This window comes from Streptomyces sp. NBC_00028, from assembly GCF_045041065.1.
Taxonomy (GTDB): Bacteria; Actinomycetota; Actinomycetes; order Streptomycetales; family Streptomycetaceae; genus Streptomyces.
Window position 1 is genome coordinate 9,391,704 of the sequence record NZ_CP108293.1, and the last position, 26,590, is coordinate 9,418,293.

The 26,590-nt window shown below is 71.2% G+C and carries 21 protein-coding genes and 1 pseudogene; 17 read left to right on the forward strand and 5 right to left on the reverse strand.

Features of this window, described 5'->3' with window-relative positions:
• Positions 1-7 precede the first annotated feature (7 nt).
• The 5 genes and pseudogenes from OG885_RS42585 to OG885_RS42605 form a co-directional block, all read right to left on the reverse strand.
• The gene (locus OG885_RS42585) at positions 8-685 is read right to left on the reverse strand and encodes an SDR family NAD(P)-dependent oxidoreductase (protein WP_405741980.1); all 678 of its coding nucleotides are present in this window, start codon (positions 683-685) and stop codon (positions 8-10) included.
• Positions 686-902: 217 nt separating this feature from the next.
• Positions 903-2,291, reverse strand: coding sequence for a carboxylesterase family protein (locus tag OG885_RS42590; RefSeq protein WP_405741982.1), 1,389 nt, complete (start codon positions 2,289-2,291; stop codon positions 903-905).
• 67 nt (positions 2,292-2,358) lie between these two features.
• Positions 2,359-2,541, reverse strand: a pseudogene (locus tag OG885_RS42595) (carboxylesterase/lipase family protein); the annotation flags it as partial.
• Between the two features lie 293 nt (positions 2,542-2,834).
• The gene (locus OG885_RS42600; RefSeq protein ID WP_405741983.1) at positions 2,835-3,701 is read right to left on the reverse strand and encodes a DUF3592 domain-containing protein; all 867 of its coding nucleotides are present in this window, start codon (positions 3,699-3,701) and stop codon (positions 2,835-2,837) included.
• Between the two features lie 23 nt (positions 3,702-3,724).
• Positions 3,725-4,804, reverse strand: a complete 1,080-nt coding sequence (locus OG885_RS42605; RefSeq protein WP_405741985.1) for a hypothetical protein — start codon at positions 4,802-4,804, stop codon at positions 3,725-3,727.
• 189 nt (positions 4,805-4,993) lie between these two features.
• On the opposite strand from OG885_RS42605, the gene OG885_RS42610 reads away from it, so the two are divergent.
• The 17 genes from OG885_RS42610 (at position 4,994) to OG885_RS42690 (ending at position 26,565) form a co-directional block, all read left to right on the forward strand.
• Positions 4,994-6,175 (forward strand): ROK family transcriptional regulator, encoded by a 1,182-nt coding sequence (locus tag OG885_RS42610; protein WP_405741987.1) that lies wholly within the window; start codon positions 4,994-4,996, stop codon positions 6,173-6,175.
• 413 nt (positions 6,176-6,588) lie between these two features.
• Positions 6,589-8,112 carry a sugar ABC transporter ATP-binding protein gene (locus tag OG885_RS42615; RefSeq protein WP_405741989.1) on the forward strand — a complete coding sequence of 508 codons (1,524 nt, stop codon included), beginning with the start codon at positions 6,589-6,591 and terminating at the stop codon, positions 8,110-8,112.
• Complete coding sequence (locus tag OG885_RS42620) at positions 8,109-9,137, forward strand: ABC transporter permease (RefSeq protein ID WP_405741991.1); 1,029 nt, start codon at positions 8,109-8,111, stop codon at positions 9,135-9,137. Before OG885_RS42615 ends, OG885_RS42620 begins: the two co-directional genes overlap by 4 nt.
• An 86-nt stretch (positions 9,138-9,223) precedes the next feature.
• Positions 9,224-10,270 carry a substrate-binding domain-containing protein gene (locus OG885_RS42625; RefSeq protein WP_405741993.1) on the forward strand — a complete coding sequence of 349 codons (1,047 nt, stop codon included), beginning with the start codon at positions 9,224-9,226 and terminating at the stop codon, positions 10,268-10,270.
• Between the two features lie 68 nt (positions 10,271-10,338).
• Positions 10,339-11,535, forward strand: a complete 1,197-nt coding sequence (locus tag OG885_RS42630) for a Gfo/Idh/MocA family protein (RefSeq protein WP_405741994.1) — start codon at positions 10,339-10,341, stop codon at positions 11,533-11,535.
• A 14-nt stretch (positions 11,536-11,549) separates the two neighbouring features.
• Positions 11,550-12,557 (forward strand): sugar phosphate isomerase/epimerase family protein, encoded by a 1,008-nt coding sequence (locus OG885_RS42635; RefSeq protein ID WP_405741996.1) that lies wholly within the window; start codon positions 11,550-11,552, stop codon positions 12,555-12,557.
• Between the two features lie 418 nt (positions 12,558-12,975).
• Complete coding sequence (locus OG885_RS42640) at positions 12,976-14,145, forward strand: inositol-3-phosphate synthase (RefSeq protein ID WP_405741998.1); 1,170 nt, start codon at positions 12,976-12,978, stop codon at positions 14,143-14,145.
• A 29-nt stretch (positions 14,146-14,174) separates the two neighbouring features.
• Entirely contained in the window at positions 14,175-15,083 is a 909-nt protein-coding gene (locus OG885_RS42645) for an SCO3242 family prenyltransferase (protein ID WP_405743144.1), read from the forward strand.
• Entirely contained in the window at positions 15,080-15,958 is an 879-nt protein-coding gene (locus OG885_RS42650) for a sugar phosphate isomerase/epimerase family protein (RefSeq protein WP_405741999.1), read from the forward strand. The genes OG885_RS42645 and OG885_RS42650 overlap by 4 nt, the downstream gene beginning before the upstream one ends.
• Positions 15,955-16,560, forward strand: a complete 606-nt coding sequence (locus tag OG885_RS42655; protein WP_405742000.1) for an EboA domain-containing protein — start codon at positions 15,955-15,957, stop codon at positions 16,558-16,560. Before OG885_RS42650 ends, OG885_RS42655 begins: the two co-directional genes overlap by 4 nt.
• On the forward strand, positions 16,560-17,408 hold the full coding sequence (locus tag OG885_RS42660) for a TatD family hydrolase (RefSeq protein WP_405742002.1): 849 nt from the start codon (positions 16,560-16,562) through the stop codon (positions 17,406-17,408). Before OG885_RS42655 ends, OG885_RS42660 begins: the two co-directional genes overlap by 1 nt.
• Positions 17,409-17,411: 3 nt before the next feature.
• Entirely contained in the window at positions 17,412-18,581 is a 1,170-nt protein-coding gene (gene eboE, locus OG885_RS42665) for a metabolite traffic protein EboE (RefSeq protein ID WP_405742004.1), read from the forward strand.
• Complete coding sequence (locus tag OG885_RS42670) at positions 18,578-19,960, forward strand: nucleotide pyrophosphatase/phosphodiesterase family protein (RefSeq protein ID WP_405742006.1); 1,383 nt, start codon at positions 18,578-18,580, stop codon at positions 19,958-19,960. Before eboE ends, OG885_RS42670 begins: the two co-directional genes overlap by 4 nt.
• Before the next feature lie 55 nt (positions 19,961-20,015).
• Positions 20,016-21,176 carry a sugar phosphate isomerase/epimerase family protein gene (locus OG885_RS42675; RefSeq protein WP_405742008.1) on the forward strand — a complete coding sequence of 387 codons (1,161 nt, stop codon included), beginning with the start codon at positions 20,016-20,018 and terminating at the stop codon, positions 21,174-21,176.
• 38 nt (positions 21,177-21,214) lie between these two features.
• Positions 21,215-23,335 (forward strand): PQQ-dependent sugar dehydrogenase, encoded by a 2,121-nt coding sequence (locus OG885_RS42680; RefSeq protein ID WP_405742009.1) that lies wholly within the window; start codon positions 21,215-21,217, stop codon positions 23,333-23,335.
• Between the two features lie 884 nt (positions 23,336-24,219).
• On the forward strand, positions 24,220-25,464 hold the full coding sequence (locus OG885_RS42685) for a sporulation protein (protein ID WP_405742011.1): 1,245 nt from the start codon (positions 24,220-24,222) through the stop codon (positions 25,462-25,464).
• Positions 25,465-25,515: 51 nt separating this feature from the next.
• A complete protein-coding gene (locus OG885_RS42690; RefSeq protein ID WP_405742013.1) occupies positions 25,516-26,565 on the forward strand; it encodes a sporulation protein in 1,050 nt (349 codons plus the stop codon).
• The last annotated feature ends 25 nt before the right edge of the window (positions 26,566-26,590 follow it).

A 26,590-nucleotide genomic window follows, 5' to 3' on the forward strand; every position in this document is an offset into this window, starting at 1 on the left:
TGCGGTGTCAGCCGCTGAAGACCAGTTCGGCCTGGTCGCGCTTGGTGGTGTGCAGGTCCCAGTAGACCGGGGCGATCTCCTCCGGCTGGGCGGTGGGGAAGCCGGGGACGGCCGCCACGCCGATGGAGACGTCGATCCCGATGTGGGCGGCCTGGATGCCGGTGCCGTCCAGTTCCTTGTGCAGGTTGAGGACCCAGTTGCGCAGTGCGGCCGCCGCGGCGTTGACGTTGCCGACCTGCGGTACGGGGTCGATGGATCCGGCGCCCGTGGTGAACAGCAGGGTGCCGACGCCGGCCTCGCGCATGGCGGGCAGCACCGCCTGCGTGGCGGCGATCGCCCCGTAGAGCTGGAACTCCATCTCGTGCTGCACATGGCCGGGTTCGGTCTGGGCCGGGGTGGTGAGGGTGGTGGAGCCGAGTGTCCCGACGGGGGAGTACTCCAGGACGTCGATACCGTCGAAGCGCGCTGCGGCGTCCTTGAGCGCCTGGGTGAGGGCGTCGCGGTCGAGGACGTCCGCCGGGAACGCGGCGGCCGTGATGCCTTCGGCGGTGAGGGTGTCGACGAGCCGGTCGAGCTTGCCGCGGTCGCGGGAGACGAGCGCGATGTCGAAGCCGTGGGAGCCGAAGGTGCGCGCGATGGCCAGGCCCAGCTGAGGGCCGGCGCCGATGATGGCGATGGTGGTCACGGGGTGATCCTTCCGGGCGAGTAATGGATAGCCCTATCCGCTTCATGGCCCGGATAGGGCTATCCGGTTATCTGGCGTCCACCGTATCACCAAAAATGGATAGGGTGTTCCGATTGGTGGGGCGGCGGCACCGGAGGGTGGGGGAGCAGGACAGTGGCGCCGACTGCCGCGCATCCCCCTCTGCGGCCTCAGCAGCCGCAACGCCGCCTGAGCACCTTCAGCCGCGCTGCCAGTACAACCGCTCCGTCCTGTCCGGATCGTCGACGATCGTGCACTCCGCGTCGAGCCGCATGGTGGCGCGCCGCTGCGGCGTGTACGCCGGCCAGGCCGGCACCCCGTCCGCGGCGGGGCGTCCTCGGTGGGCGAAGCCCGCCCACAGTCCGCTCATGTGCCGCGCGGTCGCGAGCCGGCCCGGCGACTGATCCGCGTTGAGGAGGGAGTCGAGGTTCTTGTCGGTGTTGGCGAACTTGAGGTTGATGTCCGACGCGTGCGGCGAGCCGAGGGGGAAGTCCGTGCCGGGCACCAAGGTGGGGTTCTTGTAGGCGAGCTGGTACATGAACACCGGCGCCGCGCGTTGCGCCGCCTTGGCCTCCGCGATCTTGATCGCGTCGCGCCAGATCGGCGAGGTGGTGATGGCGAAGTAGAGCTGTGCGGGTGTCGCGTCGGGCCGGGACCTGTGGAAGACTTCGATGACGCGGTCGAGTTCGGTGCCCTGATACGTGCGGCCCAGTTCCCTGCGCAGGCCGGCCTCGTCGATCCGGAAGATGTCGGGCGGCCCGAACAGGCTGAAGAACACCGTCTCGTCGCGGCATGTGCCGCACATCAGCGGCTTGCCCGCCGAGAAGGGGGCTGCGCCGTCGGCGAAGGGATGCCGCGGGATGACGGTGCCGTCGACGAAGGCGCCGAAGCCCGGGAGCGAACCGGGGTCGCCCCAGGGTGGCGCGCCGTTCGCGGCTTCGGACTGCTGGATCGCGAGCAGTCTCTCGGCCGGTATCCCGTTCAGCGCGGGGATGTCCGCCACGGTCAGTCCCAGGAGCTCCAGCGTGCGCTCGGCCCGCGCGGTGGCGCCTGCGCGGGTGGGGAAGCGCAGCGGCGCGGCGCTCTCGATCGAGGCCTTGTGGAAGAGCGGAACAGCGTCCGGCATCGTGTGGATCGCGGCGGTCTTGGCGCCGCCACCGCTCTCGCCCCAGACCATCACGTTGTCGGGGTCGCCCCCGAAGTTCTCGATGTTCTCCCTGGTCCAGTGCAGCGCCGCGAGGATGTCCAGCATTCCTTGGTTGGCGGCGTACCGGTCGTCGGCGGCGAGATCTCCCAGGAACAGGTAGCCCAGCAGGCCGAGCCGGTGGTTGGACTCGACCACCACCACGTCGTAGAGCTGCGCCAGATGGGTGCCGTCCTGCCCAGTGGCGGAGCCGGAGCCGATCATGTAGCCGCCGCCGTGGTTGTAGAACATCACCGGTCGCCGCCGGCGGTCCGCGCCGGGCGTCCAGATGTTGAGGTAGAGGCAGTCCTCGGAGGGCGCGGGCATCCGGCCGTTGCCGTTCGGGCCCATCTCGTTGCCGGCCGCCTGGAAGGCCGGGTTGGGGAAGTCCACCGTGTCGCGCACGCCCCGCCAACTCCGGGGTGGCTTGGGGGGCCTTGAACCGCAGTTCGCCGAGCGGTGGGGTGGCGTAGGGCACGCCGAGGAACTTCACGATGCCGTCCTCGCGCCGTCCGCGCACCCTGCCGTAACAGGTCGCCGCCTCGTCCGTTCGGTGCGCCCCGCGCGCGAGCGCCGGCGTCGGGACGCTCGTCGCGGCGACGACGGACAGGGCTCCGCCGATCACCGTCCTGCGGGTCATCTTCGAACCTGGCATCGGACCTCCTCGGATGGAGAGCGCGCAGCGGAAACCGTTGCCCTCGGCAGCGTTCACCGGGCAAGTGGATGAATCGATTCATTACAGGCTTACGGTCGTCCCGAAGTGCGCTTTCTTGAGCGTACCCAGCCGTACAGGTGGTGCGTGTCAGTGCGCGGTGGCGGGCCATCGGCGCTCCGACTGGGAAACGTTATCCATGAGGTCGTGGGCGCACAAGGAGTTCGACCGGCCATCCACGTCAGCCCGCGAGGGTCCCCGGAGGGCCCCAGAAGCCGAATTCCAGGACGACCGCCTCAGAAGAGAAAGAGCACCCCTGTCACGCACATCGCCGCAAGTACCGCGATCGACAGGACGTTGAACGTCACGTCCTGATTCTGCGAGCGGTGTTCGGCGGTGCGGTCGAGGGTGAAGACGGCCGGGTCGGCCTGGGAGTAGTGGACGGTGACCTCACGGCCGTACGCCCCGGCCGGGTCAGGGAGATGGGACGTGCAGTGGGCCGTGACGGCGGTGCCCTCGTGGGTGGTGAACGACACGACCGGGGTGATGGTGGTGTACGTGTGGCCGTCGTCCTGGTCGATGCTGACGTCCCTGAGGACGGCGACGACGCGACCCTCGGTGCTCTCCATCGCGGCCAGCTCGGCCGTGTGGTCGTTCTTGGCGCGGATCGTGGCGGGCAGGTGTGCGGCGGCGTAGAGAGCCAAGGGTCCGCCGAAGCCGATCAGGGCCCACGGCCAGGCCCAGTGGACCGCGGACAGGACCACCAGGCCGACGTACACCAGGAAGAGGGCGAACGACGGCCAGCCGAGGCCGCGGCTGGGCTCCTCGGGGCGGTTGGTGAACCGGTAGGCATGCGGTCTGCCGCGCGGGTGGCTGATCCCGACCTCCCTGCCGTCCCACGCCTCCGTGATCATCTCGCCGCGCTCACCGTCGTTGGTCACGGTGACCTCCTGCCCGCTGGCCGGGTCGGTGTAGGTGACGACCACCGATATCCCGCCCTTGCGGGACCCGCCGTGCCGGGGCTCGCGCACCCGCTCGACGCGTCCCGCCAGCCGGACCGTCCGCTGTGCCTTGGTCACCCCGGCCAGCGACATCCCGAACCCGACCAGCGCCACCGCACCCCACAGTGCGCACCACAGCACCAGAAACCCGGCCCACCCCACGTGTCCTCCTCCTGTCGATCCGGTCAACTGCCGCTGCGCCGCAGTACCTTGCCGTGCGCGTCCGCCTCCAGCGTCCCCGTGCTCCCGTCGCCGGTCACCACGATCCTGAGCGTGAGCTCGCCGGTCACCCCGTCCGCGGTCAGCTGCCAACTGCGCGGGGTGTCGACTCCGGTGCCGGCCTTGTCGACCAGCGCGGGGATGCGGTCGTAGGGCAGGGACCGAGGGTCGAATCCGCTCATGCCGCCGGGGGAGAAGACGACCGTGAGCAGGCGCTCCTGTACGACCAGGGTGAGCGCCCGGCGTTTGTCCGAGTCCCGTGTCAACGACTCGACGGACTTGCGGAGTTCGCCCTGGTCGAGCATCGACTGGCCCGGACCGAGGGTGACGGTGCCGGTCGCGGAGGTCACGGTGGTCGTGGACGACGACGAGGAGGCGGACGTGGACGGCCCGGGCGAGGCGCCACCCGTACCCTCGTCGCGGTCGAAGAGGTCGGCGCGGAACAGTACGAGCACGGCGGCCACGCCGAGCAGCAGCCCGAGCAGCGTGACAAAACCGGGGGCGCAGCCCTCGGGGGAGTCGCTCCTCATGGCGGGACCGGGTGCCGAGTCGACGCGCGCACCGGCCGCCCGCTCCTCCCAGTCCGGTGTCGGCCGCCGCACGATCCGGCTCTTCCACGGCCGGTCCGGCGGATAGTCCACCACCACGATGCCGCGCGGCCGGTAGTCGGCGAGCTCGACGAGGTTGACGTCCTGGCGGATCTCGACACGGAAGGCGGGAGCGTCGTCCGGTGCGACGGACAGCTCGAACCGCACCGGAACATCGCTGGCCTCACCTCCGACGGCCTCCAGGCTCTCGATCACCGCGAGCGCCGTACGCGGTACGACGGCCGCCTCCCGGGCACGACGAGGCGATGTGGCGAGGAGGAAGACGAGCCCATAGGCCGAGGGCAGCGCCAACCCGAGGACGATCAGCGACACCTCCCCGACGACGCACCCGCTGATGAAGGCGGTGAGCGAAGCGCCGATCACACCGCCCGTCACAAAGCCCAGGGCGAGGTCGGCGGGCCTGCCGCGGGTGGGCGGCGCGGCCGCGGTGATCGTCATGCGGCCGATTCTGCACGTCGGAGGTGACGCGCGACAGGCCCCTGAACGACCCGGGAGTACGGACTTTGTCCTGAGTGTGGAAAAAGAAGTGCCCTACTCATGCGTAAGTACTTCCACGTCTGGAAAATCGTTGTTACGTTCCTCTCCGACAGCCTGACGGGTGAGGGGAGAGGAGGGATCGTGCGGCGGATGACTGCTCGACCTGAGAACGCGCATCAGGCACGACTGCTGCGTCTGCTGCGGGACAACGGGTCCAACTCCCGTGCCCAGCTGGGCGATCAGGTCGATCTGTCACGGTCCAAGCTGGCCGTGGAGGTGGACCGGCTCCTGGACACCGGGCTGGTGGTCGCGGACGGACTGGCCCCCTCCCGGGGCGGTCGGCGCTCGCACAACATCCGGCTCGCGCCGACGCTGCGTTTCCTCGGCGTCGACATCGGCGCCACGTCGATCGATGTCGCCGTCACCAACGCGGAGTTGGAGGTCCTGGGGCATCTGAACCAGCCGATGGACGTCCGTGAGGGGCCGGTGGCGGTCTTCGAGCAGGTGCTGGCGATGGCCGCGAAGTTGCGGGCGACGGGGCTTGCGGAGGGTTTCGACGGTGCCGGTATCGGTGTTCCGGGGCCGGTGCGTTTCCCCGAGGGTGTTCCGGTGGCGCCGCCGATCATGCCGGGCTGGGACGGGTTCCCGGTGCGGGAGGCGCTCAGTCAGGAACTCGGCTGTCCGGTGATGGTCGACAACGACGTGAACCTGATGGCGATGGGGGAGCAGCACGCGGGCGTCGCCCGTTCGGTGGGCGACTTCCTCTGCGTCAAGATCGGTACCGGTATCGGCTGCGGCATCGTCGTCGGTGGCAGCGTCCACCGCGGGGTCACCGGTAGCGCGGGCGACATCGGGCACATCCAGGCCGTACCCGACGGGCGTCCGTGCGCCTGCGGCAACCGGGGCTGTCTGGAAGCCCACTTCAGCGGTGCCGCGCTGGCCGCCGACGCCGAGCAGGCCGCCCGTGAGGGCCGGTCGGCGGAGCTCGCCGCCCGGCTGGAGGCGGCGGGACGCCTGAGCGCCTCGGATGTCTCGGCCGCCGCGGCGGCGGGCGACGCCGTGGCTCTGGAACTCATCCGGGAGGGCGGGAAGCGTCTGGGGCAGGTCATCGCCGGGCTCGTCAGCTTCTTCAATCCGGGTCTGGTGGTGATCGGCGGAGGTGTGACCGGGCTCGGACACACCCTGCTGGCCAGTGTCAGGACCCAGGTCTACCGGCAGTCCCTGCCGCTGGCCACGGGCAACCTGCCCATCGTGCTGGGTGAGCTGGGACCCGCCGCCGGAGCCATCGGTGCGGCCCGCCTCATCAGCGACCACGTCTTCTCACCGGCCTGACCGCCGCCCGAACCCGACGGCGGACACGGCCCACGACGCCTGCCGTGGCGACCCCACGGCGCGCTCTCGCAACACCTCAAGCGACACACCCAGCGACGGACTCGGCCACACTTCCAGAAACACACCGAGCGGCAGAATCGGCCATACCTCCAGCGTCACACCCAGCCGCACTTCAAGCGACAGACTCGGCAACACCTCAAGCAACATCCCCAGCGCCGCCGTAGCCGCCGCATGCCGTCGACGGCCGGCCGCCACCCCCTGCTCGCCAGGCCGTCAGGCCTGCCCCGCCCTGCCCCGCCCCGGCACCCACGCACACGCGTACGACGCCCCGGGCTCCCCAGAGCTGCCCCCGCACCCGAACGCCCCTGTCCAGCCTGCCCGTTCACGGAGCACACCCCCCGAGGGGATCCTTCATGGCACCACAACCACCCCTGCTCACCATGGCCGGCATCACCAAGTCGTTCCCGGGCGTCCGCGCCCTGGACGGTGTGGACCTGGAGGTCCAGCCCGGGGAAGTCCACTGCCTCCTCGGCCAGAACGGCGCCGGCAAGTCCACTCTGATCAAGGTGATCGCCGGCGCCCACCAGCCCGACGGCGGGGAGATCACCTGGCAGGGCGAGCCGGTGGCCCTCAGGTCGCCGATCGCCGCCATGCGCCTCGGCATCGCCACCATCTACCAGGAACTCGACCTGATCGAGGGCCTGTCCGTCGCCGAGAACGTCTACCTGGGCCACGAGCCCACCGCCGCCGGGTTCGTCGTGCGCGGCTCCGCCGCCCGTACGGCGACCGCGCGGTTGCTGCACCGGCTGGGCCACTCGGAGATCGACCCGACCCGGCTCGTCGGTGAACTGTCCGCCGCCCAGCAGCAGATCGTCTCCATGGCCCGCGCGCTGTCCCACGAGGTCCGCCTGATCGTGATGGACGAGCCGTCGGCGGCGCTCGACCCCGAAGAGGTGGACAACCTGTTCAGGATCGTGGGCGATCTGACCGCCGAGGGCGTCGCCGTCATCTACATCTCCCACCGGCTTGAGGAGATCCGCCGCATCGGCGACCGGGTCACCGTCCTGAAGGAGGGCCGGTCGGTCGCGGGCGGGCTGCCCGCCAAGTCGACACCGACCAACGAGGTCGTGGCCCTGATGACCGGACGCAACGTGGAGTACGTCTTCCCCGAGCGCCCCGCGGCCGGATTCGCCGCGGAGCGGCAGCCGGTGCTGACGGTCGAAGGGCTCACCCGGCGAGGGGAGTTCGCACCCGTCGACCTGGAACTGCGGCCCGGAGAGATCGTGGGCCTCGCCGGGCTCGTCGGGTCCGGGCGCAGCGAGATCCTGGAGACGATCTACGGGGCCCGCAAACCCGACGGCGGTCGCGTCCTCGTCGACGGCACCCCCCTGCGCCCCGGAAGCGTGCGCGCCGCCGTCCGCGCCGGCATCGGCCTCGCACCCGAGGAACGCAAGGCGCAGGGCCTGCTGATGCTGGAGTCCGTCAGCAGCAACGTGTCGGTCTCCACCCTGTCGCGGTTCGCCCGCGCGGGCTGGATCGACCGCCGCGGCGAACGAGCCGCCGCGCACCAGGCGGTACGGGAGCTGTCCCTGCGGCCGGACAACCCCGACGCCGCGATCCGGACCCTGTCCGGCGGCAACCAGCAGAAGGCCGTGCTCGCCCGCTGGCTGTTGCGGGGCTGCAAGGTGCTGCTGCTGGACGAGCCGACCAGGGGTGTCGACATCGGGGCCCGGGCGGAGCTCTACGCCGTGATCCGCCGGCTGGCCGACGAGGGCCTGGCCGTACTTCTCGTGTCCAGCGAGGTGCCCGAGGTCCTGGGACTCGCCGACCGGGTGCTGGTGCTCCGTGAAGGCAGCGTCGTGCACACGGCGGACGCCCGGGAGCTCGACGAGCACCGCGTACTCGATCTTGTGATGGAAGGGAGCCTGACGCCATGACGCAGCCGGCCACTCGGGCGCAGCAGGAAGCGCCCACGCCCGCCGCCAAGTCCGCGGGGGAGCAGGACAGTTCGCGCCGATCGTGGCTGCGGTGGGACGTGCGCACGCTGTCCCTGCTCGGTGTCCTCGCCGTCCTCGTCGCCGTCGGTGGGATCACCGCGCCGGACGAGTTCCTGGCGACGAGCAACCTCCAACTCGTACTCACCCAGGCGTCCGTGATCGGCGTCGTCACCGTCGGCATGACGTTCGTCATCACCAGCGGCGGGATCGACCTGTCGGTCGGCGCGATGGTGGCGCTCGCCTCGGTATGGGCGACGACCGTGGCCACCCAGGAGTTCGGCTTCGCCGGCATCCTCTTCACCGCCGTGATCGTCGGTGTGGGCTGCGGTCTGGTGAACGGGCTGCTGATCGCCTACGGCAGGATGGTCCCGTTCATCGCCACGCTGGCCATGCTCGCGTCCGCCCGGGGTCTGGCCCTGCAGATCACGGACGGCAGCACCCAGGTCGTCTCGGTCCAGTCCGTGCTCGACCTCGGCTCCCGTGACTCCTACGTCCTCGGTATCCCGCCCCTGGTGCTGATCTTCGCCGCGGTCACGGTCATCGGCTGGCTGCTGCTCAACCGCACCACCTTCGGCCGCCGCACGGTCGCGGTCGGTGGCAACGCGGAAGCGGCACGCCTCGCAGGCATCGACGTCCGCCGCCAACGCCTGTACCTGTACCTGCTGTCCGGACTGTGCTGCGGCATCGCCGCCTTCATGCTGATCGTGCTCGCCGGGTCGGGCCAGAACACCAACGGCAACCTCTACGAGCTGGACGCCATCGCCGCCGCGATCATCGGCGGCACGCTGCTCAGCGGTGGCCGCGGCACCATCGTCGGCTCCGTCCTCGGGGTGCTGGTCTTCACCACGATCACCAACATCTTCGCCCTGAACAACCTCGAGACCGCTGTCCAGCAGATCGCGAAGGGCGCCATCATCGTCGCCGCTGTGCTGGTCCAGCGCCGCTCGCTGCACGGCGACTCCTGACGCCGGACGGCGGCCCCTGACACCGCCGTCCGGCCCCCTGCCTGCCTCAACCACCGCACACCGCCCAGTCGAAGGGTCGATCCGCCATGGCCAGAACCCCCAACACCAGCCGCAGAGCACTCCTGTTCGGCACCGCGGCCGTCTCCGCCGGCGCTCTGCTGACCGCCTGCACCAGCAACGAGACCAAGGACCAGGAACCGGCCGCGGACAACGCCCCGGTCGCCGACGACAAGCCCGGCAAGGCCGTCACCATCGGCTTCGCGGGCCCGCAGGCCGACCATGGCTGGCTCAACGCCATCAACGACAACGCCAAGTCGCGGGCGAAGAAGTACTCGGACGTCACCCTGGAGATCACCGAGGGCTCCAACGACACCGCCCAGCAGATCGGCCAGATCCAGACCCTCATCAACAAGAAGGTCGACGTCCTGGTGATCCTCCCGGCCGACGGCAAGGCCCTCACCCAGGTCGGCCTCCAGGCCATGCGGGCCGGCATCCCCGTCGTCAACCTCGACCGCGTCTTCGCCTCCCCGCAGGCCTACCGCTGCTGGATCGGCGGCGACAACTACGGCATGGGCCTCAACGCCGGGCACTACATCGGCGAACAGCTCAAGGACAAGAAGAACGCCAAGGTCGTCGAACTCGCCGGCCTCGACAACCTCGAACTGACCCAGCAGCGCACCAAGGGCTTCGACGACGCCCTGAAGAACTACCCCAACATCAAGAAGGTCGCCCGTCAGGCGGCCGACTTCACGGTCGAGTCCGGACAGGCCAAGATGGCCCAACTCCTCCAGGCCCAGTCGAACTTCGACGCGCTGTGGAACCACGACGACGACCAGGGCGTGGGCGCGCTGCGCGCCATCGACCAGGCCGGGCGCGACGACTTCCTGATGGTCGGCGGCGCGGGCGCCAAGTCCGCGATGGACGCCATCAAGGCCGGCAACAGCGTGCTCAAGGCGACCGTCCTGTACCCGCCGACGATGGCCGCCTCCGCCATCGACCTCGCCCGGGCGCTCGGTCAGGGCAAGGGGGTGGGCGGCCTCGCCGAGTTCGAGATCCCCTCCTCGCTGACCCTCTACTCGGCCGTGGTCACCAAGGACAACGTCGACCAGTACCTGCCGACCGGCTTCATCTGACCGGGCCGGGCCCAGCGCCCCGCCAAGACAGCGATGAGTCAGTGACACTCCGACGAGGAGGAATCCGGATGGAACAGAGGGACGCTCGGACCGCAGCGCCCGCACTCGGCGTGGGCATGGTCGGCTACGCGTTCATGGGCGCCGCGCACTCACAGGGGTGGCGCACCGTAGGGCACGTGTTCGACCTGCCGTTGCGGCCGGTGCTGGCCGCGATCGCCGGCCGCGACGCGCTCGCCGTGCGGGCGGCGGCCGACAAGCACGGCTGGGCCGCGACGGAGACCGACTGGCGTGCCCTCATAGCCCGCGACGACGTCCAGCTCGTCGACATCTGCACCCCGGGCGACAGCCATGCCGAGATCGCGATCGCCGCGCTGGAGGCCGGCAAGCACGTGCTGTGCGAGAAGCCGCTGGCCAATTCGGTCGCCGAGGCGGAGGCCATGGTCGCGGCGGCCGAAGACGCCCGTGCACGGGGCCAGTTGGCCATGGTGGGCTTCAACTACCGGCGCGTACCCGCCCTCACCTTCGCCCGTCGGCTGATCGGCGAGGGCAGGCTCGGCACCCTGCGCCACGTACGGGTCAGCTACCTCCAGGACTGGCTGGTCGACCCTGACTTCCCGCTGACCTGGCGGCTCCAGCGGGAGCACGCGGGGTCGGGGGCGCTCGGCGACCTCGGCGCGCACATCGTGGACCTCGCCCAGTTCCTGACGGGCGAGGCACTGGTCGGCGTCTCCGCCCAGTTGGAGACCTTCGTCAAGGAGCGCCCCCGCCTCGACGGCGCCTCCTCGGGCCTGACCGCGTCGGGCGGCGCCCGACGCGGGCCGGTGACCGTGGACGACGCGGCCGTCTTCACCGGCCGGTTCGCCTCCGGGGCGCTCGCCGTGTTCGAGGCGACCCGTATGGCGTCGGGGCGCAAGAACGGCCTGCGGCTGGAGGTGAACGGCGAGTTCGGCTCGCTCGCCTTCGATCTGGAGCGTCTCAACGAGCTGTTCTTCCACGACCACCGCGAGCCCGCCGCCACGGCCGGGTTCCGCAGGATCCTCGTCACCGAGCCCGAGCACCCGTACCTGGAGGGCTGGTGGCCGCCGGGCCACCCGCTGGGCTACGAGCACACCTTCGCCCACCAGGCCCGCGACCTCGTCGAGGCCATCGCGACCGGCACCGATCCGATCCCGTCGTTCGCCGACGGGTTGCAGGTGCAGCGGGTGCTCGCCGCGGTGGAGGAGAGCGCCGAGAAGAACTCCGTCTACACGCCCGTCGCCGTCTGAGGAGGGTCTCCGAGATGCCACGACAGTTCACGCTCTTCACCGGCCAGTGGGCGGACCTCCCCCTGGAGGAGGTCTGCCGCCTCGCCCGCGACTTCGGCTACGACGGCCTCGAACTCGCCTGCTGGGGCGACCACTTCGAGGTCGACAAGGCCCTGACGGACCCGTCCTACCTGGACTCCCGACACGCGTTGCTCGACAAGTACGGCCTCAAGTGCTGGGCCATCTCCAACCACCTCGTCGGCCAGGCCGTCTGCGACGCCATCATCGACGAACGCCACCAGGCGATCCTGCCGGACGCCATCTGGGCCGACGGTGACCCCGAAGGCGTACGCCGGAGGGCCGCCGACCGTATCAAGGACACCGCTCGCGCTGCGGCCGCCTTCGGTGTCGACACCGTCATCGGCTTCACCGGATCGTCGATCTGGCACCTGGTCGCGATGTTCCCGCCCGCGCCCGAGGCGATGATCGAGCGTGGCTACGAGGACTTCGCCAGCCGCTGGAATCCGATCCTGGACGTGTTCGACGCGGAGGGTGTGCGGTTCGCGCACGAGGTCCATCCCAGCGAGATCGCCTACGACTACTGGACAACCCAGCGCGCGCTGGCAGCCGTTGACCACCGGCCGGCCTTCGGGCTGAACTTCGACCCCTCCCACTTCGTGTGGCAGGACCTGGACCCGGTCGGCTTCCTCTACGACTTCCGCGACCGGATCTACCACGTCGACTGCAAGGAAGCCCGCAAGCGCCTCGACGGCCGCAACGGCCGCCTCGGCTCCCACCTCCCGTGGGGCGACCCGCGCCGTGGGTGGGACTTCGTCTCGGCCGGGCACGGGGACGTGCCGTGGGAGGACGTCTTCCGGATGCTGCGCTCCATCGGCTACGACGGCCCGATCTCGGTCGAGTGGGAGGACGCCGGCATGGACCGGCTCCAGGGCGCCCCCGAGGCACTGCGCAGTCTCAAGGCGTACGACTTCGAGCCCCCGTCGACCTCGTTCGACGCGGCGTTCGGCGGCGGCGACAACTAGCCACCACCGTCGGGCGATTGCCCTCTCTCAACTCGTCAGAGCCGACCAGGTCCGTGCCCGGCAGCGGTGAGCCGCCGGGCCGGTCCGGGCTGCCCCGCCCCTCCTTTGTCCTGCTGCGGGAAGAAGTTCGCTTTCTTCGTGCACAAGGGGTTCCGGCCAAAGACGAACGGGGCTACGGTCCCTTCGTGCACAGGAACCACACAGTGGTCCGAGACTGACCCGCACCGCGTAGGGCCAAGTGCCCCCAGGTATCCCGCAGTTCTCATCGGCGGCCTTCTGCCGCCCCCTCGCACGCCGTAACCGCGCCCGCTGACGGAGAAGAACTCCCAGGCCGCGGCCAAAGCCGCCCCAATGCCGGCGGTGGGCGAGAGGCTCCGCGCCTCGCCCACCGTCCTCCACACCACATCGGCACATCGACATGGCAGGGAGGCAGCCCGTGAACAACGACGGGAAAGCAGCGCAGCCCCAGAACGGGGAGGCGACGGCACGCACCGGTGTCTGGTTCGTCGGGGCCCGCGGATCGGTGGCCACCACCGCCGTCGCCGGATGCGCGGCCGTCACCGCCGGACTGCACCCGCCGACCGGCATGGTCACCGAGACCCCGCCGTTCGACGGCGCCGGCCTGCCGCCCCTGTCCTCGCTCGTCTTCGGCGGCCACGACACCGCCCACGCCCCGCTGCCCAAGCGGGCCGAACACCTCACCGACGCGGGCGTCCTGCCCCACGGCCTCGCCCCCGCCGTCCGCGCCGAACTCCACGCCGCGGACGAGGAGATACGGCTCGGCGGCCCCCTTCCGGACGACGCTCGCGACGACGAGGAACTCATCGCGGACTTCGCCGCCGACCTCACCTCGTTCCGCGCCCGCAACGCACTGGAGCGGGTGGTCGTCGTCAACGTCTCCTCCACGGAGGCGCTGCCCGCGCCCGATGCCGTACGACTGCCGCCCAGCTCCCTCTACGCGGCCGCCGCCGTGCGAGCCGGCTGCCCCTACGTCAACTTCACGCCCTCCACCGGGCTGCGCACCCCGGCCCTCACGGCCGCTGCCGCTCGTGCCGGACTTCCCCACGCGGGCCGGGACGGCAAGACCGGCCAGACGCTGCTGCGCGCCGCGCTCGCCCCGATGTTCGTCCAACGCGCCCTGGAGGTACGGGCCTGGTCGGGCACCAATCTGCTGGGCGGCGGAGACGGCGCCGCGCTCGCCGACCCCGGCGCGGCGGCGGCGAAGAACGCCGGCAAGGAACGCGTCCTGGCCGACACCCTCGGGCACACCCCGCAGGGCGAGGTGCACATCGACGACGTACCGGTGCTCGGCGACTGGAAGACCGCCTGGGACCACATCGCCTTCGACGGCTTCCTCGGCTCGCGCATGATCCTCCAGACCATCTGGCAGGGCTGCGACTCGGCCCTGGCCGCCCCCCTGGTCCTGGACCTGGCCCGACTGGTCGCCCGTGCCCACGAGGCGGGTCTGTCCGGCCCGCTCCCGGACCTCGGCTTCTACTTCAAGGACCCCGACGCGGGCCCGTCGGGTCTCGCGGAGCAGTTCACCGCGCTGCTGTCGTTCGCCGACCGACTGCGGGAGGCGCGGTGATCCGCCGCCTACGCGGCCGCGTCACACCGGTGCGCCCGTCCAAGCCCGCCGCATCGCGCGCACGCCTGCGGGACTGGGCCGAACTGCTCCGCGTCTCCGCGCTGTTCACCGTCCCCGGCGATGCCCTCGCCGGCGCCGCGGCCACCGCTCCGCGGCCCAACCGCGGCACGGCGTACGCCATGGGTGCCTCGCTCTGCCTCTACGAGGCGGGCATGGCGCTCAACGACTGGGCCGACCGCGACGAGGACGCCGTCGACCGCCCGCACCGGCCCCTGCCTTCCGGCCGTATCTCCCCGACGGCCGCACTGGGCGCGGCCGGACTCCTGACCGCGGCGGGCCTGACGCTCGCCGCCCGCGCGGGCCGCCCCGCACTCGCGGCGGCGTCGGCCCTGACCGCCACGGTCTGGGCGTACGACCTCCGCCTGAAGCACACCTCGGCGGCCCCCGCGGCGATGGCCGCGGCCCGCGCCCTGGACCTCGTGCTCGGCGCGACGGCCACCCTGACGTCCCCTCAAGGACGCGTCCCCGCCGCTCCCGACGCCGCCCGCCGCATCGCGGCGCCCGCCCTCGCCCTGGCCGCCCACACCTACGCCGTCACCGCCGTCTCCCGGTACGAGACGCACGGAGGTTCCGCGCGCACCCCCCTGGCTGCCCTCGCCGTGACGACCACCCTCGGCGTCCTGCTGGCAGGCAAGCGCGCGACGCCCCCGACACTGGCGGCCATCGCATACGTCCGCACCACCGCCCTCCCGTACCTGCACGCCGCCCTGAACCCGTCCCCGCCCCTGACCCAGCGCGCCGTGGGCGGCGGGATCCGCGCCCTGATCCCGCTCCAGGCCGCGCTCGCCGCCCGGTCCGGGGCGAACGGCACGGCCCTCGCCGTCCTGGGGCTCGTCCCCGTGGCCCGCACGCTGGCACGGAAAGTGAGCGTCACATGAGCCGCCACCAGCGCCTCCGCCTCGGTTACGGCACCAACGGGCTCACCGACCTCCGTCTCGACGACGCCCTCGGCCTCCTCGCCGACCTCGGCTACGACGGCGTCGGACTGACTCTCGACCACATGCACCTCGACCCGCTCGCCCCCGATCTCGTCGCCCGCACCGCCCGAGTCGCCCGCCGGCTCGGCGCACTCGGCCTCACCGCGACCGTCGAGACCGGCGCCCGCTACGTCCTCGACCCCCGCCGCAAGCACGGCCCGTCGCTGCTCGACGCGGACCCCGAAGGGCGGGCCGCCCGCACCCGGTTGCTGCTCACGGCGGTCCAGGTCGCGGCGGACCTCGGAGCCCACGCCGTGCACTGCTTCAGCGGCATCACACCTCCCGGCACCGACGCCGACACCGCCTGGCAGCGCCTTGAGGCGGCGCTCACACCCGTACTCGACGCCGCGGCGGCCGCCGGCGTACCGCTGGCGATCGAACCCGAACCGGGCCACCTCCTCGCCACCCTCGACGACTTCCACCGGCTCCGCCGTATGCTCGACGACCCGGAGCCGCTCGGACTGACCCTCGACATCGGCCACTGCCAGTGCCTGGAAGCGGAGTCGCCCGCCGACTGCGTCCGGGCGGCCGGGCCCTGGCTGCGACATGTGCAGATCGAGGACATGCGGCGCGGGGTGCACGAGCATCTGCCGTTCGGCGACGGCGAGATCGACTTCCCGCCCGTGCTGGACGCCCTCGCCGCCACCGGTTACCAGGGCCTGACCGTCGTGGAACTGCCCCGCCACTCCCACGCCGGACCCGAACTGGCCCGCACCTCCATCGAGTTCCTGCGAGCCGTGGCGGTCGCCCCCGTGAAGGGGGTCTCGGCGGCATGACGCGACCACCCCTGACCTGGACCCGTGACACCGTCAGCGCGGCGTTGCCCACCGATGACGCCCGCAGCTGGTTCGACGCAGCACTGACGGACGCGGCACAGGCCTCACCGACCTGGGAGCTGCGGTTCGCCGCCGCCGGACGGCACTGCGGCAACGACCACGCGGACGCCGTACGGGCACTGCTGCTGGTCGAGGCCACCTCGGGGATCGACACCCTGAACCGGCTCTACCAGCACGGCAGCGCCGCCGAACGCCGGGCCGTACTACGGGCGTTGCCCGCCCTGGTCGAGGGGCCGCACGCCGTGCACCTCGTCGAGGACGCGCTGCGCAGCAACGACACCCGGCTGATCGCCGCCGCCGTCGGCCCGTACGCCGCCGCCCACCTCGATCCGCACGCCTGGCGGCACGCCGTCCTGAAGTGCCTGTTCACCGGCGTCCCCCTCGACGCGGTCGCGAACCTCCCACAACGGGCGGCCGGCGACGGCGAACTGGCCCGCATGCTCACCGACTACGCCGCCGAGCGAACGGCAGCCGGCCGCGAGGTGCCCGACGACCTCGGCCGCGTGCTGACCCTGACGGGCGAAGAGCCCAAGGAGCTGTGATGCGCATCTTCGACCCCCACATCCACATGACGTCCCGCACCACCGACGACTACGAGGCCATGTACGCCGCCGGTGTCCGCGCCGTCGTCGAGCCGTCCTTCTGGCTCGGCCAGCCCCGGACCTCGACCGCCTCCTTCCTCGACTACTTCGACGCCCTCCTCGGCTGGGAGCCCTTCCGCGCCGCCCAGTACGGCATCGCCCACCACTGCACCCTCGCCCTCAACCCCAAGGAGGCCAACGACCCGCGCTGCACGCCGGTCCTGGACGAACTGCCCCGCTATCTCGTCAAGGACGGCGTCGTCGCCGTCGGCGAGATCGGCTACGACTCCATGACCCCGGCCGAGGACACCGCCCTGGCCGCCCAGCTCCAACTCGCCGCCGACCACGGCCTGCCCGCCCTCGTGCACACCCCGCACCGCGACAAGCTCGTCGGCCTGCGCCGCACCGTGGACGTCGTCCGCGAGTCGGGCCTGCCGCTGGAGCGGGTGCTGCTCGACCACCTCAACGAGACCACCGTCAAAGTCGCCAAGGACAGCGGCTGCTGGCTCGGGTTCTCCGTCTACCCGGACACCAAGATGGACGAGGACCGCATGGTCGACATTCTGCGGATCCACGGAACGGAGAAGGTCCTCGTCAACTCGGCGGCCGACTGGGGGAGAAGCGACCCCCTCAAGACCCGCAAGGTCGCCGACGCCATGCTCGCGTCCGGCTTCGCCGAGGACGACGTCGACCAGGTGCTGTGGCGCAACCCCGTCGCCTTCTACGGACTCAGCGGCCGACTGAGCCTCGACGTCCCCGAAGCCGAGGGCTCGCACGAGGGCAACTCCATCCTGCGCGGAGGCGAGTAGCCCATGCGCTTCCGCCACCCCGACGGCTCCACCGTCCACCTCGCCTACTGCACCAACGTCCACCCCGCCGAGACCCTCGACGGCGTCCTCGCCCAACTCCGCGACCACTGCGAGCCCGTGCGCAGATCCCTGGGCCGCGACCGCCTCGGCATCGGCCTGTGGCTGGCCAAGGGCGCCGCACACACACTGATCGCCGACCCGGTGGCACTGCGGAGCCTGCGCGCCGAACTCGACCGGCGCGGGCTCGAAGTGGTGACACTCAACGGCTTCCCCTACGACGGGTTCGGCGCCGAAGAGGTCAAGTACCGCGTCTACGAACCCGACTGGGCCGACCCCGAACGCCTCGCACACACCACCGACCTGGCCCGGCTGCTGACCGCGCTGCTGCCCGACGACGTCACCGAAGGGACCATCTCCACCCTTCCGCTCGCCTGGCGCACCGGCTTCGACGGGCACGCCGCCGCCACCGCCGGCGCGGCGCTGACCACACTGTCGGGCCAGCTCGACGCACTGGAGGAGCTGACCGGTAAATCGATCCGTGTCGCGCTCGAACCGGAGCCAGGGTGCACGGTGGAGACCACCGCGGACGCGATCGGGCCGCTCACGGCGCTGCCCGGCGACCGCATCGGCGTCTGCGTGGACACGTGCCATCTCGCCACCTCCTTCGAGGACCCGGCCACCGCCCTGACCGCGCTCGACACGGCCGGCGTCGGCATCCCCAAGGCGCAGCTGTCGGCCGCCCTGCACGCCGAGGAACCCGGCAGGCCCGAAGTCCGCGCCGCCCTCGCCGCCTTCGACGAACCCCGCTTCCTGCACCAGACCCGCACCCTCACGCCCGGTGGTCTGCGCGGTACCGACGACCTCGGCGAGGCACTGGCCACCGATGCCCTGCCCGACGCCGCACCCTGGCGCGCCCACTTCCACGTCCCCCTGCACGCCCCGCCCGCCGCACCGCTGACCTCCACCCTGCCGGTGCTCCAGGAGGCCCTGGCCCTGCTGGTGGGAGGCGTGCAGCCACGCACCCGGCACCTCGAAGTGGAGACCTACACCTGGCAGGCGCTGCCGCCCGAGCTGCGCCCCCGCACCCGAGCCCAGCTCGTCGACGGCATCGCCGCCGAACTCACCCTCGCCCGCGACCTGTTGACCGACCTCGGCCTGAAGGAACTCCCATGAGCAGCCGCCCGACACCGCTCCTGGTCCTCGACGTGGTCGGCCTCACCCCCCGTCTCCTGGACGACATGCCCCGTCTCAAGGCGCTGGCGGTCTCCGGCTCGCAGGCCCACCTGTCCACCGTGCTCCCGGCCGTGACCTGTAGCGCCCAGTCGACTTTCCTGACCGGCACGCTGCCCGCCGAGCACGGCATCGTCGGCAACGGCTGGTACTTCCGCGAACTCGGCGACGTACTGCTGTGGCGGCAGCACAACGGACTCGTCGCCGGCGACAAACTCTGGGACGCCGCCCGCCGCGCCCACCCCGGCTACACGGTCGCCAACATCTGCTGGTGGTACGCCATGGGCGCAGACACCGACTTCACCGTCACCCCACGGCCGGTCTACTACGCCGACGGCCGCAAGGAACCCGACTGCTACACGCGCCCACCGTCCCTGCACGACGAACTCACCGAAGAACTCGGCACCTTCCCCCTCTTCCACTTCTGGGGACCGGGCGCGGACATCGTCTCCAGCCAGTGGATCGCCGACGCCACCCGCCACATCATGCGCACCCGCCATCCCGACCTGACCCTCTGCTACCTCCCTCATCTCGACTACGACCTCCAGCGGTTCGGCCCCGACGACCCGCGCTCGCACCGGGCCGCCGCCGAACTCGACGCCGTCATCGGCCCGTTGCTCGACGACGCCCGCGCCGAGGGCCGCACGGTCGTGGCCCTGTCCGAGTACGGCATCACCCGCGTCAGCCGCCCGGTCGACATCAACCGCGCCCTGCGCCGCGCCGGCCTCCTCGAAGTGCACACGCAGGACGGCATGGAGTACCTCGACCCGATGGCCTCCCGCGCCTTCGCGGTCGCCGACCACCAGATCGCCCACGTGTACGTCCGGCGCCCCGAGGATCTGGCGGCCACCCGCGAAGTGCTGGCGGACCTGCCGGGCATCGACGAGATCCTCGACGACGAGGGCAAGAAGGCCAACGGGCTCGATCACCCGCGCTCCGGCGAACTGATCGCGGTCGCCGCGCCGGACGCCTGGTTCACGTACTACTACTGGCTCGACGACGACCGGGCCCCCGACTTCGCCCGGCTCGTCGAGATCCACCGCAAGCCCGGCTACGACCCCGTCGAGCTGTTCATGGACCCCGAGGACCCCTACGTCCGCCTCAAGGCGGCCAAGGCGGTGGCCCGCAAGAAGCTCGGCATGCGCTACCGCATGGCGGTCGTACCCCTTGATCCCGCACCCCTTCGCGGCAGCCACGGCCGCCGCCCCACGAGCGACGACGACGGTCCGCTCGTCCTGGTCTCCACCCCCCGCGCAGTGTCCGGCCGCGTCGCGGCCACCGAAGTGAAATCCCTGCTCCTGCGGCTCGCCGGCCTCTCCTGAGACCGGCGGCCGCCAGGCTTCCGCAGCACTCGCTACAACGAAAGAGAGAACCACTGTGACCGCGTTCAACGACGAAGCCGTCACCGGCGACGACCTGCGCTGCACCCTCGGCGTCAGCCGCCGCCGTTTCCTCAGCACCTGCACGGCCGTCTCCGCCGCGGCGATCGCCGCTCCGGTCTTCGGCGCCGCCCCCGCGCTGGCGCAGGACAGAACCGAGGCCGCCGCCGACCGGGGCCGTTCCGCGCTGGTCCCGCCGAACAAGCGGGGCATCATCCTCTACACCGTCCGTGACGCGGTCGGCCGCGACCCGCTCGCCTCCGACCTGCCCTCCGGGTTCCGCGAGGTGTTCAAGCAGCTGTCGCGCTTCGGCTACCGGCAGGTGGAGTTCGCCGGTTACGGCCAGCACGCCAACGCTCCCGGCGGCGCCGACCTGGGCACCGTCCAGGGCGCGAAGCTCCTGCGCTCCTGGCTCGACGAGTACGGGCTGCGGGCCCAGGGCAGCCACGGCTACATCCCGCCGTCCTGGCCGCTGACCACGTCCGACCTGGACACCTTCAAGCGCTTCCTGGAGATATCCAACATCCTCGGCATGGAGCACATGGGGACCGGCGCCGACCCCACCAACACCCGCTACCGGGCCGACTGGGACGTCGCCGCGGAGAAGTGGAACACCCTGGGCGGCATCGCCCGCCGTGAGGGCCTCAAGCTGTACACCCACAACCACGACGCGGCTTACGACTTCCTGCTCGACGGTGGCCCGCTCGACGACCAGGGCAAGCCCACCCGCAGCTCCGGCATCCGCAAGCTGGAGTACTTCCTGAAGGTCACGGACCGCAAGAACGTCTATCTGGAGCTGGACGTCTTCTGGGCACACGTGGCCCAGTACAAGTTCCACACGTACACCGCCCACGACGGCTCGCAGCGCGAGGACGTCTTCGACCCGGCCGCCCTCGTGGTCCGCAACACCAACCGCTTCCCGCTCTTCCACGCGAAGGACGGCGTGATCAACCTCCAGAGCGGCCTGGGCTACGACATGGTGCCGTTCGGTACGGGCGACATCGACTACCGGAAGTTCTTCACCCGGGTCGGCGCGAAGAACTACCACAACCCGATGGTCGAGCAGGACAACGCGCCGAGCACGACCGCCCTCGGCCAGTCCCTGGAGTTCGCCAAGGTCGGCTACGACAACCTCGCGGCCCTGCGTGCCTGCAACTGACGTCCTGTCACCCACTGTTCAGGTCAAAGGAGTTCTGAGTGCGTAACAGACGCATCGTCACCCTGCTCGGGGCGGCCGCCCTGGCCGGAGCCATCGGGCTGCTGCCTCTCCCCGCGGCCCAGGCCCACCCGTCGGACCCCGCACCGCCGACGTCGTCGGACTTCCAGAAGGTCACCCTCAACGACCGCCCGGGCGAGCCGATGGCCCTGGCCGTGCTGCCCGACCGGCGTGTGCTGCACACCGCCCGCACCGGAGAGGTCCGCGTCCACGACCCCAAGAGCGGCGTGAACTTCCTCGCCGCCGACATGAAGAAGAGCCCCGCCGGGCTCTACCAGCACGACGAGGAGGGCGTGCAGGGCATCGCCGTCGACCCGGGCTTCGCCAAGAACCACTGGGTCTACCTCTACTACTCGCCCCGCCTCGACACCCCCATGGACGACCCGGCCACCCCGGGCGTCAACGAAGGCGACGCACCGCAGTTCGGCACGGCCGCCGACTTCGCCAAGTACAAGGGCGTGACCCGCCTGTCTCGGTTCAAGCTCGTGGGCAACAAGCTCGACTTCGGCACCGAGCAGAAGATCCTCGACGTGCCGGCCGACCGCGGCATCTGCTGCCACGTCGGCGGCAAGATCGACTTCGACCGCAAGGGCAACCTGTTCCTGTCGACCGGCGACGACTCCAACCCGTTCTCCTCCGACGGCTACGCCCCGCTCGACGACCGCGCCGACCGCAACCCGGCCTACGACGCGCGGCGCACCGCGGGCAACACCAACGACCTGCGCGGCAAGGTCCTGCGCATCAAGGCCAAGCGCAACGGCGGCTATTCGATACCCGACGGCAACCTGTTCGCCCCGGGCACGGCGAAGACCCGTCCCGAGATCTATGCCATGGGCCTGCGTAACCCGTTCCGGTTCGGAGTGGACGAGAAGACCGGTGAGGTCTACGTCGGCGACTACTCGCCCGACGCCAACAGCGCCAACCCCAACCGCGGTCCCGCCGGCCAGGGCCGCTGGATGGTCATCGACCGCCCCGCCAACTACGGCTGGCCGTTCTGCGTGACCCAGGACCAGCCCTACCAGGACTACGACTTCGCCACCCAGACCTCCGGCGGCGCCTTCAACTGCGCCAAGCCGGTCAACGACTCACGCCACAACACCGGCCGCAGCGAGCTGCCCCCGGTCGAGGACGCCGAGATCGTCTACGGCTACGGCGCCACCCCGGAGTTCCCCGAACTCGGCACCGGCGGCATCGGCCCCATGGGCGGCCCGGTCTACAGCTACGACAAGCACAACAAGGCCGCCAACCGCTGGCCCCAGTACTTCGACGGCAAGCCGCTCTTCTACGAGTGGACCCGCGACCAGATGAAGGCCATCACCCTCGGCAAGAACAACGAGGTGCGGAAGATCGAGGACGCGATCCCCGGTATCGTCACGGACGGCCCGATCGACGCCGAGTTCGGCCCCGACGGCGCGCTGTACGTCCTCGAATACGGCACCGGGTACTTCGCGGAACTGCCCGAGGCCCAGCTCTCCCGCATCGACTTCGTCCGCGGCAACCGCACCCCGGAGCCCAAGGTCGCCGCGGACGTGGTCAACGGCACCAGTCCGCTGACCGTCCAGTTCTCCAGCAGCGGCACCAAGGACGCCGACGGTGACGCCCTGCGCTACGCCTGGGACTTCGACGCCGACGGCACCGTCGACTCCAGGGAGGCGAACCCGACGCACACCTTCGACAAGAACGGCGTCTACGACGCCACGCTGAAGGTCACCGACAGCACCGGCCGCTCGGCCTCCGCCTCGGTGCCCGTCGTGGTCGGCAACAAGGCGCCGGTCGTCTCCCTCACCACCGACCCCGCCCCGCACGGCGGCACGCCGTTCCACTGGGGTGACACGGTCACCTGGCAGGTCACCGTCACCGACGACCAGCCGGTGGACTGCGCCAAGGTCAGCGTCTCGTTCATCCTCGGCCACGACACGCACGGTCACCCGCTCTCCACGAGCAACGGCTGCTCCGGCTCGTTCAAGACCTTCGTGGACGGCGGTCACTCCGGCTCGGACAACCTCAAGGCCGTCTTCAACGCCACCTACACCGACACGCCCCCGGCGGGCCTCCCGTCCCTCACGGGCAGCGCCGAGGTCGCCCTGACCCCCGCCGACTGACCTCCACCGTCCACACCGTGGCGGGGCGCCACCCTCCGGGGCGCCCCGCCACGCACATGCGCGGGCGAAAGGAGGTGAGGCCGCAGAGTGCCTCGACGCGGGCACCTGCCGCTGACGAGGCCGCGTGGTGCCGTATCGGGAGAAGCGTTGACCGACGTTCGACTCCGGAGTCGGTCCGGGCGGCCGGGGCGGCGCACGCGTGCCGCGGTGTGGGCGCGGTGCCCCGGGCCGCCCGGCCGCTTGCGTTCGCGGTGGCGCGCGACGGTCCACGGGGCGGTGCCGGCAGGCACCCGGCGCGCGGTGCCGACAGGGCGGCGCCGCGGCGCGGTGTTCCTCGTGCGGGGCGTGCCGTCGAGCGGCAGGAGCGCGTGCAACCCGGCGAGCAGGGCCAGGACGTTGAGCAGCGGAGCCGGCATCGGGGACGGCAGCTCGCTGGCCAGGGGCACATACGCCCACAGCAGCGCGGCGGACCAGCGTGCCGTGAGCACCAGTCGATGCCCGGCGCGTCGTCCCTGCCCGACGTGCACGGAAGTCCTCTTTCCGTTCTTTCGCACGATGCTCTCCATTCCGGGAACCGGATCGTCGTTCATCAGGAGATCAGAGCACCGTGAATTCCCGGCAGGGCTCATGAGGGGGCTCATGAATCGCCGCCGACGCTCACGCCAACTGTCCGCCCCTATGCTGGTGTTCACGCGTAGTTCGGCCCTCGGAGGAGGTGGGCGTACGTGACTGACGTGGCCGCGGAGAGGCGAACCCGACCGCAGCGAAACGTACGGCTGGAAAGCCTGATCGAGGAATCCGGTATCAGTCACAAGAGACTCTCCCACCGTCTCAATCAGATCTGCCTGTCGCACGGAATCACCAGTGAGTACACGCACACCTCCGTGGCCAACTGGTGCCGCCGCGGCGTGCGGCCGCGCTGGCCCGTGCCGCAGCACATCTGCGCCGTGCTGTCCGAAGGCCTGGGCAGGCCGGTCGGCCTCGGAGAGATCGGTATGGAGCGGCCGGGGCAACTGGACCGCGACGCCGGTCTGGAGTTCCCGAGGGGCCAACGCGACGCGATCAGCGAAGCATCGTCGTATTGGAGCACAGTGAACCGGCGGACCTTCCTCGCCAGCTCGCCCTTTGCGGTCTCGGCCTTCTCGGAACCGGTGACGCGGTGGCTTGTCAACCCGACCGAGCCCCTGTCACCCCCGTCCGGGAAGATCACGGTCGACCGGTCGCACATCCAGGAACTGCGGGAGGCGGCCGACTCCGCCCGGCTGTGGGACTCCCGCTTCGGGGGCGCGACCTGGAAGTCCCAGTCACTGACCGCCTATCTGTACGACCGGGTCGCGCCGCTGCTGGACGGCAGGTACTCCGAGAGGGACGGACGCGATCTGTTCTCGGTGACCGCCGAGATGGCCAGGCTCGCCGGCTGGACCGCCTTCGACGCCGGCCAGCACCAGGTCGCCCAGCGCCACTTCATCCAGGCGCTGCGGCTGGCCAAGGCCGGCAGTGACGTGCACCTCGGTTCGTATGTGCTCAGCACCATGGCCATGCAGGCGCTGATGCGCGGTTTCACCTCCCAGGCCATCGACATGGCCCAGGGCGCGTACGAGCGGGTTCCCACCGCCGACCCGCGCGTCCTGGGGTTCGCCAAGCTCATCGAGGCACGGGCCCACGCCCGGCAGCGGGACGCCCGGGCGGCCGCCTCCTGTCTCGCCACGGCCGAGCGGCTCCAGGAGCGTGGTGCGGCGGAGGGAGCCGGGGAGCGTCCCTGGATCGAGTTCTTCTCCCGGCAGCGGATCGTCACCGACGCCACGGAGATCTTCCGCGACCTCGGACATCCCCGGGCCACCTTCTCCTGGCACGCGCTGGGTTCGATGCCCGGGGACGCCTACGCCCGCTCGCGTGGCATCCGCCTCTCTGTCCTCGCGACCGCCCACGCCCAGTCGGGCGAGTTGGAGCACTCGCTGAGGCTGGGAGGCGAGTCGCTGAGGCTGTTCGGCCGACTCCAGAGCATCCGTGGACTCGACTACCTGAAGATCTACACCGAGTCGCTCGCCCCCTGGCGCCGCGAGCCGGTCGTGGTCGCCTACCTGAAGGACGTACGGGATCTGGCCGCGCAGCTCGCTACGGCCGCCTGAGCCGCCAGCCCAACAACCCCCAGCCGACAGCCGACCGACGGAGGTCGTGCCATGAACCGTCCCCACCAGCCGAGCCGTCCGAATCGCCGAATAGTGCTCTCCGCGGCGGGCGGCGGCACCCTCTCCGCCGCCCTGCCCGGCTACGACGGCTTCCCGGGGCGGCCGTCAGGACCGGCCGCGCGCCACCAGGTCCGCCCGGAGGAGGTCGCGGCCCTGCGCAGGGCCGTCGGGGCCGTCCGGCACGGCGATTCCCGGTACGGCGGTGGCAGCGCCCAGGCCCAGGCGGCGGTCCATCTGCTCGACCAGTGGGCCCTGCCCCTGTTCGGTCGGCCGGTGTCGGCGGGCCGCGAGCAGGAGCTGTGCGGGATCTGCGCCGAATTGGCCCGCCTGGCCGGCTGGGCGGCGCTCGACACCGGGCGACACGCCGCCGCCGCTCGGCACTTCGAGCGCGCCCTGTACTGGGCGCGCGCGGCGGACGACGCCGACGCGACCACGTATGTCCTGGCCACCATGGCCCTGCACGCCGCCCTCTACCGGCGTCCCGCCACCGCCCTCGACATGATCCAGGGCGCGCTCGGCACGGGTGTGCACCACGCGAGTTCCCGCGTCCTGGCGTTCGCCCGGCTCATCGAAGCCCGCGCCCACGCCCGCGCGAGCGACAGCCGGGCGGCCGGCACCGCCCTCGCTGCCGCCGAGCGTCTCCTCGACGCCTCGCGCCCCGGAGACGCGCCGGAGTGGCTCGACTTCTTCACCCACCCCCGGCTCGCTGCCGACGCCGCGGAGATCCACCGCGACCTCGGTGACTTCCGGGCCTGTCTCGCCTGGCACGGGCAGGCGGAGGCGATGGCACCGAACGCCTTCACCCGATCGGTGGGCATGCGGCTCGCGGTCGTCGCCACCGCCCACCTCAAGACGGGAGACCTGGAGCAGAGCCTGGCCCTCGGGCACCGTTCGGTGGACGTCCTTCGGCAGGTCGACTCCCACCGCGCACGCGACTACGTCCTGCGGCTCGTCCGGGGCCTCACGCCACACCGGGACCTGCGCCCGGTCGAGAGCTTCCTCACTCGGATCCGACACGAACTGAGCCCCCCGGCACGGTAGTCGAACACCGGACGGACGGCGATCA

Coding starts and splice junctions, on each gene's coding strand:
- OG885_RS42640 (WP_405741998.1), top strand. CDS start 12,976: ATGGCAGGGAGGCAGCCCGTGAACAACGACGGGAAAGCAGCGCAGCCC.
- OG885_RS42625 (WP_405741993.1), top strand. CDS start 9,224: ATGGCCAGAACCCCCAACACCAGCCGCAGAGCACTCCTGTTCGGCACC.
- OG885_RS42615 (WP_405741989.1), top strand. CDS start 6,589: ATGGCACCACAACCACCCCTGCTCACCATGGCCGGCATCACCAAGTCG.
- eboE (WP_405742004.1), top strand. CDS start 17,412: ATGCGCTTCCGCCACCCCGACGGCTCCACCGTCCACCTCGCCTACTGC.
- OG885_RS42630 (WP_405741994.1), top strand. CDS start 10,339: ATGGAACAGAGGGACGCTCGGACCGCAGCGCCCGCACTCGGCGTGGGC.
- OG885_RS42605 (WP_405741985.1), bottom strand. CDS start 4,804: ATGACGATCACCGCGGCCGCGCCGCCCACCCGCGGCAGGCCCGCCGAC.
- OG885_RS42655 (WP_405742000.1), top strand. CDS start 15,955: ATGACGCGACCACCCCTGACCTGGACCCGTGACACCGTCAGCGCGGCG.
- OG885_RS42620 (WP_405741991.1), top strand. CDS start 8,109: ATGACGCAGCCGGCCACTCGGGCGCAGCAGGAAGCGCCCACGCCCGCC.
- OG885_RS42610 (WP_405741987.1), top strand. CDS start 4,994: ATGACTGCTCGACCTGAGAACGCGCATCAGGCACGACTGCTGCGTCTG.
- OG885_RS42635 (WP_405741996.1), top strand. CDS start 11,550: ATGCCACGACAGTTCACGCTCTTCACCGGCCAGTGGGCGGACCTCCCC.
- OG885_RS42650 (WP_405741999.1), top strand. CDS start 15,080: ATGAGCCGCCACCAGCGCCTCCGCCTCGGTTACGGCACCAACGGGCTC.
- OG885_RS42660 (WP_405742002.1), top strand. CDS start 16,560: ATGCGCATCTTCGACCCCCACATCCACATGACGTCCCGCACCACCGAC.
- OG885_RS42670 (WP_405742006.1), top strand. CDS start 18,578: ATGAGCAGCCGCCCGACACCGCTCCTGGTCCTCGACGTGGTCGGCCTC.
- OG885_RS42690 (WP_405742013.1), top strand. CDS start 25,516: ATGAACCGTCCCCACCAGCCGAGCCGTCCGAATCGCCGAATAGTGCTC.